Annotated in this window: 11 protein-coding genes and 1 pseudogene; 1 reads left to right on the top strand and 11 read right to left on the bottom strand. The window is 35.4% G+C overall.

Annotated elements, in window-relative coordinates; genetic code table 11:
• Positions 1-240: 240 nt before the first annotated feature.
• The 11 genes from D8Q48_RS17120 to rbr form a co-directional block, all read right to left on the bottom strand.
• The gene (locus tag D8Q48_RS17120; RefSeq protein WP_191855114.1) at positions 241-1,959 is read right to left on the bottom strand and encodes an Rrf2 family transcriptional regulator; all 1,719 of its coding nucleotides are present in this window, start codon (positions 1,957-1,959) and stop codon (positions 241-243) included.
• Between the two features lie 436 nt (positions 1,960-2,395).
• Positions 2,396-3,769 (bottom strand): helix-turn-helix domain-containing protein, encoded by a 1,374-nt coding sequence (locus tag D8Q48_RS06155; protein WP_243116242.1) that lies wholly within the window; start codon positions 3,767-3,769, stop codon positions 2,396-2,398.
• A 16-nt stretch (positions 3,770-3,785) separates the two neighbouring features.
• A complete protein-coding gene (locus tag D8Q48_RS17510) occupies positions 3,786-4,049 on the bottom strand; it encodes a PucR family transcriptional regulator ligand-binding domain-containing protein (protein WP_243116243.1) in 264 nt (87 codons plus the stop codon).
• A gap of 299 nt (positions 4,050-4,348) precedes the next feature.
• Positions 4,349-5,224: a tyrosine-type recombinase/integrase gene (locus D8Q48_RS06160; RefSeq protein ID WP_243116244.1), complete on the bottom strand. Its 876-nt coding sequence runs from the start codon at positions 5,222-5,224 to the stop codon at positions 4,349-4,351.
• Positions 5,225-5,419: 195 nt separating this feature from the next.
• A complete protein-coding gene (locus D8Q48_RS06165) occupies positions 5,420-6,574 on the bottom strand; it encodes a transposase (RefSeq protein ID WP_347562289.1) in 1,155 nt (384 codons plus the stop codon).
• Positions 6,483-7,169 (bottom strand): IS607 family transposase, encoded by a 687-nt coding sequence (locus D8Q48_RS06170; RefSeq protein WP_172696948.1) that lies wholly within the window; start codon positions 7,167-7,169, stop codon positions 6,483-6,485. The genes D8Q48_RS06165 and D8Q48_RS06170 overlap by 92 nt, the downstream gene beginning before the upstream one ends.
• Positions 7,170-7,543: 374 nt before the next feature.
• Complete coding sequence (gene aroE / locus D8Q48_RS06175) at positions 7,544-8,425, bottom strand: shikimate dehydrogenase (protein WP_121055891.1); 882 nt, start codon at positions 8,423-8,425, stop codon at positions 7,544-7,546.
• Between the two features lie 65 nt (positions 8,426-8,490).
• Positions 8,491-9,024: a shikimate kinase gene (locus tag D8Q48_RS06180; RefSeq protein WP_330514268.1), complete on the bottom strand. Its 534-nt coding sequence runs from the start codon at positions 9,022-9,024 to the stop codon at positions 8,491-8,493.
• Between the two features lie 90 nt (positions 9,025-9,114).
• On the bottom strand, positions 9,115-9,882 hold the full coding sequence (gene aroD / locus D8Q48_RS06185) for a type I 3-dehydroquinate dehydratase (protein WP_121055893.1): 768 nt from the start codon (positions 9,880-9,882) through the stop codon (positions 9,115-9,117).
• A 60-nt stretch (positions 9,883-9,942) separates the two neighbouring features.
• Positions 9,943-11,115 (bottom strand): AI-2E family transporter, encoded by a 1,173-nt coding sequence (locus tag D8Q48_RS06190; protein ID WP_243116245.1) that lies wholly within the window; start codon positions 11,113-11,115, stop codon positions 9,943-9,945.
• Between the two features lie 119 nt (positions 11,116-11,234).
• The gene (rbr, locus tag D8Q48_RS06195) at positions 11,235-11,777 is read right to left on the bottom strand and encodes a rubrerythrin (protein WP_117990155.1); all 543 of its coding nucleotides are present in this window, start codon (positions 11,775-11,777) and stop codon (positions 11,235-11,237) included.
• Positions 11,778-13,096: 1,319 nt separating this feature from the next.
• Between rbr and D8Q48_RS06205 the strand changes: the two are divergent.
• Positions 13,097-13,531: pseudogene (locus D8Q48_RS06205) on the top strand (3-isopropylmalate dehydrogenase); the annotation flags it as partial.

Raw genomic sequence — 13,531 nt, forward strand, 5'->3', positions numbered from 1 at the left:
TTAGTTTGTATCAAAAAAATACTATCCTCTGTAGCAGTCATTCTTTTCCTGAAATATTTTCTCATCAGTTTCCCAATTATACAGATTGAAACCGGTTAATATAATGTACAATCAATGAAAATATTTATCCGTTTTTTTGTAAAATCTGTTCCATTATATCGATATTCTCCATATAATATCTTTTTATGAATTTCGTTCAAAAAAAGAAACCATGCCTCAACACGATTTCTTTATCTTTTTCTATTCTATTTCTTTTAACATTTTATAAATAATCAGACCATTACTGACTGCCAGCACTTCATTTGCATTGTCAAAATTAATTCCGGAAATTTGTTTTATTTTTTCAATCCTGTAAGATATCGTTCTATAATGAACAAACATTGCACCTGCTGTTTTCTTGATGCTTTGGTTATTTCTAAGATACATCTGCAATGTTGTAATCAATTCTCCCTTATGTTCATCATCATATAAATATAATTTCTTTAATGTTTCCGGAATGCATCTTTCCAATTCCGTCATATCATCAACTTTGTCGAATATCTGGAAAAATCCGAGGTTTGAATAATGTACGACTGACTTACTCTTATCACCAGTCACCTGGCGGATAATCTCAATATACTTGATAGCCTGACTTGCTTCGTGATAAGATTCTTTCAATCGTTGATACCCTTCCACACTTTTTCCTATACCAATCTGAAAGTCTGTATCTTTCTTTCTATGAAGGATGCTTTGCTGGATAACCTCCTCTATTTCTTCCATCTCTTTCTGATATTCCAGTTCTGTCTGATCGGAATCTACCCGTTGAATCATAACAATCTGATCCATATTTCTGTAAATAAGCGCATCCGGTAAAAGATGCATCAATTCACCCTCGATAACACCTACTTCGTGAAGCTGTTCTTTTGTATATTTTCTTTGTACATTTTTTGTGATGGTATGAAAATCAACAACCCTGTAAGTATCGCTTTCTTTCATTCCGAGCTGTGCTGCCGCTTCAGTCATTTCTTTCGAACTCAGTAATCCATTCAGAATATTTTGGATAATATCTCTCTGATACGTCTTTTTTTCTTCATCCTGTGCAAATTCACTCAAAAATCCATCATGTAAGTTAATAGTCGCATTTTCGAGTTCCATACAAACATCCTGTTCTTTTTTTCTTAGCTCCTGTTCTATTGTTACAATCGTATTCGGAATCACTTTTGTATTATGAAATGTAATAATTGCTGTATTTTCCTTTACATCCACATACTTACTAGCTTTCATCCATACATACGATGTACCGTTATTTTCGATGATTCCGCGATAGAAAATTTCTTCTTCCACACATCCATCTACAAGATGTTCTGTTAAATTCTCACCTGCAAGACATTTCTGGACATTCACCCAGTCTGCTTCACAAATATATTTTTCTGCATATTTTTTTATAAAATCATCATATGATTCTGCTGTTTTTACTTGTTCATAGACATCATGATTATTAGAATAAATACATTCATAATTTTTTTCTCTCAGATTAACTTTTATAACCACATAAAATCTTCCAAAATATTCATCCTTACCAGGACGGATAATGTCTGATATCTTTACGCTTTCCAAGCGGTTATTGTATATATTTTGCAGTTCCAGCAGAATCTGATGTACTTTACAGCAGTATATATAATTTCTGGAACAACCTCCTTCTTTTTCCAGGCACCTACTAATTGCCATGGTGGATTCTGTACACGATATCACATCCCTTAAAGATATATTCTCTGGCTGTTTTGCAATCTGATATCCACCATTTATCCCTTCACAGGCTTTTATGATTCCTGCTTGCTTTAACTTTTTTGTTATTTTTGGAATATAACTGGATGGAACACTTAGTTCCTGAGATAATTCTGATGTAGAGATCATCTGCCTTTGTGCTGCCAGATAACATACGATTCTGATAGCATAATCCGTTGTAATTGTAAGCTGCATAGTTTTCCCCCTTCCCTTAACTAAACTATTTCAAGTATTAGTTCGTCCTAAAAAAATTAGTGAGTTCCTGGCGGACGATGAAATCGATTATTCAGAAATTTCCATCAATTTCATCAAGATATGGGGATCGTTCTACTCTATCATCAGATATAAGATCTAGAATTCTATAAATAATAATATCGCAACATATAGTAATGCGATGATGGGTTTTCAATATAATTTTTTCTCATTGTCTATTTAAATCAGAGAATGTTTCTCATCAATGTTTCTAAATTGTATACCCTTTTAATTGTTTTTATAATGTTCCAAACAGGAAAAGTTTTTTTATTTTTTTGTAAAATCTATTCCATTGTATTGATACTCTTCCATTAATATCTTTTTATGAACTTCGTTCAAAAAAAGAAACCATGCCGCAACACGATTTCTCTTTCTTTTTCTATTCTATTTCTTTTAACATTTTATAAATAATCAGGCCATTACTGACTGCCAGTACTTCATTTGCATTGTCAAAATTTATTCCGGAAATTTGTTTTATTTTTTCAAGCCTGTAAGATATTGTTCTATAATGAACAAACATTTCGTCTGCAGTTTTCCTAATACTTTGCTTATTTCTAAGATACATCTGCAAGGTTGTAATCAATTCTCCCTTATGTTCATCATCATATAAATATAATTTCTTTAATGTTTCCGGAATGTATCTTTCCAGTTCCATCACATCATCAATTTCGCCGAATATCTGGAAAAATCCGAGGTTCGAATAATGTACTACTGACTTATTCTTATCACCAGTCACCAGGCGGATAATGTCTATATACTTGATAGCCCGACTTGCTTCGTGATAAGATTCTTTCAGCCGTTGATACCCTTCCACACTTTTTCCTATACCAATCTGAAAGTCTGTATCTTTCTTTCTATAAAGGATGCTTCGCTGGATAAGCTCCTCTACTTCTTCCATCTCTTTCTGATACTCCAGTTCTGTCTGATTGGAATCTACCTGTTGAATCATAACAATCTGATCCATATTTCTGTAAATAAGCGCATCCGGCAAAAGATACGTCAATTCACCCACGATAACACCTACTTCGTGAAGCTGTTCTTTTGTATATTTTCTTTGTACATTTTTTTTGATGGTATGAAAATCAACAACCCTGTAAGTATCGCTTTCTTTCATGCCGAGCTGTGCTGCCGCTTCAGTCATTTCTTTCGAACTCAGTAATCCATTCAGAATATTATGGATAATATCTCTCTGATACTTCTTTTTCACTTCATCCTGTGCAAATTCACTCAAAAATCCATACTGCAAGTTAATAATCGCATTCTCGATTGCCATATAATCAAGTTCTATCAGTTCTCTATTTTCTTCTGTTATTGTTATATATATTTCCACCTCACTCAATATGGCAAATTTCACTACATATTGAACACGGCTTCCCTTCATCTGCTTCATATATTGAAATTTCGTAATAATATTGGGTTTATATGGCTGAATTTCATCTGACAATATTAACTTGGAGTTGTCCGAGTTTGTTGAAACCATACAATTAAGATTACCATAATACAATACAACAGGATTCTCGATCATGATACTTAAAAATTTGATAATATCACTTGCTGTATTGCTTGATCCATTATTTTTTAAAATAAACGTATTAAAATTATCATGTGTGATTTTAAAATACTTTAAGCGTGCAGTTTCTTTATCGAATACCTGCATTATAACATGGCGGATAATTCCCCAGTAATATAAATCTTCTGGAATTTCTACCAGAGGAATTTCATATTTTTTGCAGTGTTTTTCTAATAAACTCAATCTGCGTCCTGTAGGATCATATTCTTTTCTTTACAATGAATCCACTTATATCACTTTTAACTAAATCTTCAAAATGCTGCTCTACTTCTCGATCACTGCATGATAAATATACCTGAAGACTGGTTATGAGTATTTCACCACCCGTCAGGTATCGCTCCATATCTTCAATTTCGATTATTCGAATGCCTTTCACTTCCAAATCTAGACCTTTTTCACCGCAAAGCAGCTTCATTTTTGGAAATTGTTCTGATTCAAGTAATTTTCTTACAGTATATCCCATCGTTACTCCTTATCCATTGCCAAATCAATACAACATAATATCTGTTATGTTGTACAGTGCCTCTATTAACCTGTTCTACCCTATTTCTGCAAGTCATTCATTTCCTCTAAAAGAGAACTTTAAGCAATAAAAATAATAAAGATTATAGCCAATTTACCAAGAGCGGTACTTAAATAGGGCACAGCTACCAAAAAAATCAGAAAAGAACTATGTAATATGAACAGCATAACAGATAACAGGGTGTTATTTAATATTATATCTTGCGAAAATTAATCTGTCCATAAACAACATAACAGATATTATGTTGTACATTCCAATATTTCCTGTTCGACAATCTTATCCAGCTTCTTTTGGAACACTGTTTCTGTAGTTGCTGTATATATTCTCGTTACATTGATACTGCTATGTCCAAGTAAATCCGCAAGACCTGTAATATCTTTTGTCACTTTATAATAAATCCTTGCAAATAGATGTCGAAAATTATGCGGGAATATTTTTGATTCTGCTACTCCTGCCTTTTCTTTTAATCGTTTCATTTCTCTCCAAATATTACTTCTGTCTTTTAACTTCCCATTTTTCGTGACAAATATCCAACCTTCTGCTATTTGGTTATTATGGCAATAGGAAAGAAGTTTCCTTTGCAATACCTTCGGCAAAAAAATCCTTCTATACTTTCCTTTATTATAAATCTCTATCTTTCCAGATTTTACACGCTCCACTGTAAAAAATTTTATTTCGCTAATCCGAATTCCTGTACATGCTATTGTTTCAATACACAATGCAAGCTGTTCTTTTCCTTCTGCCATAGCTGTTGCAATCAATTTCCTGCATTCTTTTTCTGTCAATTCTTTCTGATCCTGTAAAAAAGGCTGCTTCTGCACTTTTATTCTTTTCACTTTCAGCTTTCCTACATTCAAAAATTCCAGGAACTGATTCAAGGCGGCAAGCATCGAATTAACACTATTGACAGCATATTTTTGAGCAAGCCATTCTTTATATTGCAACAATACTTTTTTATTGATCTGCTTATCATCTGCCAAAAAAGATAGAAACTTTTTTATATCTGCCATATATTTATTGATTGTTACCTTTGCATTTTCTTTCTGGTATAGATAATCTGCAAATTTTTCTATCTCACTTTCTGATAGCTCTATTGAAAAATCCATCTGTTCCATAATCATAGTCCTGCCACTCAAAATGTGATTAAATATACTCACACCGAGATAATGTAGACCCTCACGAGTTCTACTTACTGCTTTATCGTGTATGCTTTGGATTGACCGAAATCATATCTACTCACAAGTTCTTGTACACTCCACAGTCGTAAATTCCCGAAATAGCCTTCGGTACATAACTACGTTTGCGTTTATTTATGCAACTTCGTAAGTCATAGCATCTCTCAAATTAAGTGCAGCATTGAAATCTCTGTCTTCGATATAACCACAATCACATTTGAAAATTCTATCTGAAAGCTTTAAATCTTTCCTGATATTTTTGCAGCAATGGCAGGTTTTAGAAGATGGATACCATCTGTCTGCTACACGAAGTTCAATTCCATTTTCATTGCATTTAGCTTGAAGTTTTATTCTAAACTCATAAAATTTCTGTGACGCAACTGCTTTTGAAAGATGTCTGTTTTTCATCATGCCTTTTACATTTAAATCTTCAATCGTAATGTAGGATGGTTTGGTTTTCACTATCTCTGCGATTGTTTTGTTAATGTAGTCGGTACGGATATTATCTATCCTATGATGAAGTTTCTGTACCTTGAGCTTTTGTTTTTGTATATTCGCTCTTTGAGTGGACTCTCCTTTCTGTAAATTTTCATATTTTCGAGAAAGACTTCTCTGTTCTCGAATAAGTTGTTTTTCAAGTTTCTTTAATTTTGCTGATTTGTTAATATTCTTATAAGTTTTACCATTAGAAACAGTGGCGAAATCCTTTAATCCAAGATCAATGCCAATTCCTTCATTGGAATTATCAGCTGTCTTGTTATCCGGCAGTTCTACAAGAACTGAAACATAGTATCTGTCAGCTTTTATTGAAACCGTACCGCTTTTGATTACATATCCATCTTTTGTTGTTGGAATATATCCTTTCTCTTTGATGCGGACCCAACCCAAAGTTGGAATCTTAAGTTTATGCCTTTCACACACGCAATCCTTTGGGTTATTTCTAACGAAATACATTTTTACATCTGATTTACCTTTCTTTTTAAATTTAGGAAAATCACTCTGATGTTTAAAAAATCTTGTAAAAGCAGTACATCCGTCTTCGATGGATCTTTTCACGGCTTTTGAATACACTTCCTTAATCCATGCTTTATCAGGATTATTTGGAATGTATTCATTGTTAAGCCATACACTAAAGCCCTTACCAGTCATAAACTTTTCACCTTTATCATACAAGGCTTTGTTGTGACAAAGGTAGAAGTTATAGACATATCGGCAAGTGCCTATCGTCTTGTGAATCCTGATTTTCTGCTCCGGTGTGGGATTGATTTCCGTCTTGAAGCTCTTTAACAATTTCTTCATCCCTCTCTATTTGTTTTTTATACTTACGGAGTCCATACAACCTGCAGGAGAACACATGAAGAATAGAAACAATATCCTGCACGAGTTCTTCTTGTGGTGATAGTTCTTCATTGTTTACTATCACTATGGTCGTATTAAACTTCATGCAGAATTTTTCAAACCAATCATAGCCAAATCTGATAAATCTATCTTTGTGCGTTATGATTATGGTTTTGATTTTTTGTTCCATTACTTCATCCAATAATTTATTCCACTTCTTACGATTGTAATTCAGACCACTTCCATATTCTTCAATACATTGGTCTACAATAATGCCTCTGGCATTACAGAATTGACGTAAAAACGATACTTGATTCTGTAAATCATCCTTTTGATTCTTTGTAGAAACTCTTGCATAAATAACTACTTGGCGTATATCATTTTGGGTTTTTATGCCTTTAAATTGAAGATATTGGTCGTAAGTATAATAACGCCTATCAGTTGGAGTCCGATTTGCTTCTAGAATTCCTTCCCTGTCCCAACGCTGTAATGTTTTCACAGAAACACCTATTAATTCAGCAAAATCTTTTGGTTTATAATTCGTGATATTTGACGTGTTCATAATAATACCTCCATAGGTACATTTAAACACATTTAACCATATTAAGCAATATATTTAGTTACTTATAAAGTCCTCCTGAGAATTCATTTTCTTTCATTTTTAATTAGAAAGAAATTACCCTTCTCTCTCAAAAAAGGAATGGAAGCCTTTCATGGTGATGTCTGCATATTTCACGAAATTATTTACACAGTATAAAAATATAACCCCTTCGGAATCCCGAAAAGGGTTCTTACAATAAAACAGCGAAGTAACAATAAGCTCTCTTCCAAGCGACAAGTTATTTGTACTTTACTTGTCTGCTTGGAAGAGAGCTTATTAATTCAATTTTGTCAAGTCTTGCCCTTATATATCTTCAGTTTTTATTTCTCGTTTTCTGCTTGATATTTCTTATATTCTTCTACAGGCATATCCATGCCAGTATACAGTTTATAAGCTGCAACTCCCTGCCACAGAAGCATACCTTTTCCGCCAATAGTTTTTGTGCAACCAGCTTCTCTTGCTTCACGAAGGAGTTTTGTTTCTTCTGGATTGTATACAACATCACATACAATCAAATCCGGACGAAATACTGATTTATCTGTGATCAGAGAAAAATCTTCATGAGGTTTCATTCCTGCCGATGTTCCATTTACCAGAATATCAGCTTTTGCAATTTCTTCTTTTAATTTATCCTGATCATCCAGACAAAATACTTGAACATCGCAATCAGGCACTTCAGCTTTCAGCTTTGCTGCTGTATTTTTTGCACGATCAAGAAAAGGATCATTTGGATTGAAAATAGAAATAGACGCTGCACCGTCCAATGCACACTGCACCTGGATAGCTGTTGCAGCTCCTCCCGCACCTAAAACTACCATTTTCTTTCCTTTTACATCTACACCATGATCTTTCAGATTTCCTACGAAACCGATACCATCCGTCATGTGACCAACTAGTTTTCCATTTTCATTAACGATTGTATTTACAGCGCCAATGATTCTTGCTGCAGGTGATAATTCATCCATGTTCTGGGCTGCTGCTGTTTTGCATGGCATAGTTACATTGCATCCTCTCATCTTAAATAAACGCATCGCATCCAATGCTGCCGGCACCTGATCTTCTTTGATATCAAAAGCCATATAGCTGTAATCCAGATTATGATAACGGAAACAGAAATTGTACATATCCGGAGAGCCTGAATGTCCTACCGGACTTCCGATTAATGCCAATAAACCTGTTGTTCCTTTAATTCTCTGTTCCATCTTTTATCCTCCTATTAACTCCTGCATTTTTGCATCAGTTAAATCACTAAACTATTATGTAAATTTTATTTATCATCCATCTGACGCAGCTTAAGAATCAGCTCTTCGCAAATCTGCGATTTATCTTTTCCGTCTGTTTCGATGATAATATCCGCTGCCGCCTCATATTTCTCTCTTCGTTTCTCCATCAACTCTGCAATAAATGAAACTGTCTTATTATTTTCAATCAGCGGGCGGTCGTGACTGTCTTTGACACGCTCTAAAATGGTTTCCGGTTTTGCAGTCAGAAGAACTACCTGTCCGTTTTTCTTCATTTCAGCAACATTACATTCTCTCATTGGAGTTCCGCCACCGCAGGAAATCACTACATTCGTTTTTGACTGCATCTCGATAAGAAGATTGGTCTCCAGATTGCGAAAATATTCTTCTCCGTATATTTTAAAAATATCAGAAATAGTCATACCTTCTCTTTCTGCGATAATCTGATCCATCTCAATAACCTCCATGGCAAAGGATGTTTTCAAAAACTCAGAGATAGTACTCTTTCCTACTCCCATGAATCCGATCAGGACAATATTATAGTTAAATTGTTCTCCCATTCTTCTTATCCCCTTCTTATCTGATTATTATTTTTTGTTATTATAGCAGGTGTTTTTCTATACCACAATACATTCCAATGATTTTTCACTTTAAATCGTTAAACTTTTATGTATGATGTCCAGAACCTGTTCCAGTTCATGAACACCAATCTGTCCCGGAGCAGAAGCTTTGGAAGCTGCACCAAAAGTCAGTGCGGAACCAAAGGTCTCACCTGTAAGACGGCTTACAACCCCTGTTCCTGCCATGGACATAGTGATAATCGGGCGATCTGCATACTGTTCAGACATTTCTAAAGTAGCTTCTAATAATGTCAGAACATCTTTTTTACAAGTTGGCATAAGAGCAATCTTTGGAATATCTGCATCAAGAGATTGCATTTTTCTGAGACGACGTACAATTTCGTCCTTCTCCGGAGTTTTTGCGAAGTCATGATTCGACGCAATCACTTTTACACCATGTGCATGAGCATGGGCAATGATAGAGGATACAGTTTCATCCCCGGTAAATGCCTCCACATCAATCAAATCCACAAAACCGCTTTCCGATACAGCCTTGTTCAACTGTGCATATTGTTTCGGAGAGATTTCTTTTTCTCCGCCTTCCTTAGATGTTCGGAATGTAAAGAGTACCGGAATCTGTCCCAGAGCCTCTTTTAACTGACGGGCTGTATCCAGTACTTCCTGAATAGAGAACACATCTTCGTACCAGTCTACACGCCATTCAGCAATGTCTACCGGAAGAGTAATGAAAGTAGCTGCTTCATTGAGGATTTCTTCACGAGTCTTGCCAACGATGGGAACACAAATTTTCGGACATCCTTCACCAATCGTAATATTTCTTACTGTTACTGTATTCATAATGGGTTATCCTTTCTTAAAGCGTTTAATCATAATTGATATTTAACACCTTTTTCAAACTTAATCAAAGAATATTTCTGTCTCTGTTACCTGTTTAATACGTTGTTTTTTCAAACGCAAATATACAAATTCGCGAAAAATAGTATAGAACACTGACAACAGCGGAATAAAAATAAGCATGCCTACAATTCCCATAAGATTTCCACCAATTGTAACTGCTGCCAGCACCCAAATCGACGGAAGCCCTACCGATTCACCTACAACATGTGGATAGATCAGATTTCCCTCAATCTGTTGCAGCACCAAAAATACTATAATGAATAAAACTGCTTGTTTCGGACTTACCATAAAGATTAAAAATGTTCCAACTGCACACCCAATGAAAGCCCCGAAAATGGGAACCAAAGCTGTAAACGCAATTAAAACTCCAATCAGAAGTGCATATGGCATCCTCAAAATACTCAATATAACACAAAACATACATCCAAGAATCACGGCTTCTAAGCACTGCCCGGTAAGAAAGTTTGCAAATGTCCGATAAGTCAGGGAACAAACTTTGAGAATACTATCCGCTTTCTGTTTTGGAAGGAAAGCAAAAAATACTTTTCTTACTTGAACATGCAGCTTTTCTTTTTGAAACAGAACATAACAGGCAAAAGAAAATGCAATGAAAAAAGTTGCCAGCCCACTGACTATAGAACCAACTGCCGACATTGTCGTATTCATCATATTCCCTGCACCATTTCCAAGAAAGCTTATTCCCCACTTGATTGCCTGGTCTGAATTAAATTGTAATTGATTTACCAGCTTCATAATCTCCTGGTTATTATGGGAAAATTCTCGAATCCATCTTTGCATCTGCGGGACAAAATCAGCGATACTCATCATTAAAGTTCCCATTGTCCGTGTAAGCTGTGGAATTACACCAAACATCACTACTGCAATCACACCGATCACCAATACAAGTGTAAGAAGCAGACTTACCGGTCTTGCCAGTTTTTCAACTGCTTTATTTTCTTTTTTTACTTTTTCAAAAAATTTCTTTTCTAAAAAGCTCATTGGCACATTGGTCACAAATGCGATTGCTCCACCAAGTACGAATGGAAATATAATCTTCCACATTGCTTTTAGTACATCGAGCACCACATCAAGCTTCCACAGGGCAACCACAAGAAGTGCTGTAAATATAATCAGTTCCCGGATTTTTTTAATAGTTATTTTGCTTAATTCCACAATCTTCCTCCTCTTTCTAAAATACAGATGCGGTGCAGGGAATTCTCCCTGCACCACAAGTTTACATTTTTGATTCAGTTTATCATAAAATTTTTTATAATAAATATTAACAATTTGCATTAATAGTTTTCCGCATGTACTTCAAAGTAACTCTGTGGATGTTTGCATACCGGACAGACTTCCGGTGCCTTTGTTCCGATAACAAGGTGACCACAATTGCGGCACTCCCATACTTTCACTTCACTTTTTTCAAATACCTGTGCAGTCTCAATATTCTTAAGAAGTGCACGATAACGTTCTTCATGATGCTTCTCAATCTCTGCCACAGCCCTAAACTTTTCTGCAAGTTCCGGAAAACCTTCCTCTTCCGCAGTTTTAGCAAAGCCTGCATACATGTCCGTCCACTCGTAATTCTCACCTTGTGCGGCCGCCACTAAATTCTCCTGTGTATTCCCGATTCCTGTCAACTCTTTGAACCACATCTTCGCATGTTCTTTTTCATTATCAGCTGTTTTTAAAAATAATGCTGACATCTGCTCGTACCCTTCTTTCTTAGCAACTGAAGCAAAATAAGTGTACTTGTTTCTTGCCTGTGATTCTCCTGCAAATGCTTCTTGTAAATTCTTCTCAGTTTGTGTTCCTGCATATTTATTTGTTGCCATTTCCTTAACCTCCTTGAAATGTTAATCAACTAGTTTTCTTTACTCTGATTATATAAACTTCTTTTCAGTTTGTCAATAATTATAGTAATGATTACTATTTTTATTTTCAGGATAATCATTATTTTCCTTAAGACTGGTCCGACTCTTTCCCACTAAATTCTCATAGAGAATCCTTTTCATTCTACGATTAACATTATTAGTAAACCTCCGAACATAAAAAAGCTTGATGTATCCGTCCCAGAAATAAAGACTATGCCCTCCTGCGGGAGCATCGTCGGGCAAGCCTGACTCCAATTCGCTGGATTGCATAGTCTTTTTCTTTCTTTGTGGTGTACCGTGATTGAAATAGGTGGAGCGATGATGGATTTACTTTTCTGGTGTCTGATGTATCTATATCATGAGGTTATTTGCTTGTACAGATGCCTTTGTGGCAACCGTTGTATCTGCACTGGCTTAATGTTCGCTGTTGCAGATGCTCTTTTTGTAATTGTTGTATCTGCACTGCCTTGATATTCATTGTGCAGATGCTTTTTTTGAGACCGATGTATCTGCAACTTACTTTTCTTTAAACTTGCAGATGCTTTTCAGCCTATCTATCATGTACAATTGCATCTGCATCTTGCCTTATCTGGGATTTAAAGATACTTCCTTCGCAAATTTTGCATCTACATCCCACGTTTTCGATAACGTGCGGATACACCTCATCAAAATTTTGCATCTACAATCCCCGAAAATTCCCTGTCGCAGATGTCCCCCCCCATATCCTTTAAGTTCTATTTAATTCACGTCTTGCACCGATACATTACTTACAAAAAATTGATATAAGAAATTCGAGCGAATATGGAGTGAGCGTTGGAGACACTTAGAGCGTAAATTTTTGTGTTAATGAATTTGAACGAACATGTTCGAAGCTGCGTAGCAGCAAGTTTGAGTTCAAATTCATTTGCTTTTAGCAAAAATTTACGCTCTTATGTGTCTCCCGCTCATGGAATCTGAGCAAGAATTCTTATATCAATTTTTTGTAAGAAACGTATTGCCATTTAATGAACTAAATAGCAACTTACCCTTTACACAACACAAAATTCATGCTATTGTATTCCTACATCTTCAGAGACCTTCTTTTCTCTGAATTTTCTAAGCCGCAAGGCTCTCATCTCGGGTTTCGAATTCCGAAACATAATCCGATATGAAAAGAAATGCTTTTGACAAGTTGATAATTGGAGATTTCTATATTATTTTCACTTCAGTGGTGTATTTTTTGTTGTCTCTTTGTCATTGCATTAAGTAACTGAAAACTTTATAATGAAAGGAGACTTTAATTGACGAAAGGTACAAAAGATACGATTCAATGGCATCCGGCTTTTCAGGCATCAATCCAGATTGAATTTGAAGCAGAAGCCGAAAAACTCACCTTTGAGCCAGAGCATTTATTATCGAAAAAGCCCATGCAGATGGATGAGTTGATTATCAAAGTAGCTGAAAATGAAGTGATTCACAAGAATATCGGCAGGATTTTCAAAAGATACAATATCCTTGAATACAAAAGTCCGGATGACAATTTAACAATTAACGATTTTTACAAAGTGTATGGATATTGCTGTTTTTATCAGTCCGACACCGACAAAACCTGCGAGATTCCACCACAAGAATTAACTATTACTTTCATATGCAACCATTTCCCCATAAAGATGATTCAGCATCTAAAGGACTTTCGAGGATTGGACACCGTTCCTATAGATGCCGGAATTTATTAT

Origin of the sequence: Ruminococcus sp. B05, assembly GCF_003628495.1 — a bacterium.
Lineage (GTDB): Bacteria > Bacillota > Clostridia > Lachnospirales > Lachnospiraceae > Schaedlerella > Schaedlerella hominis.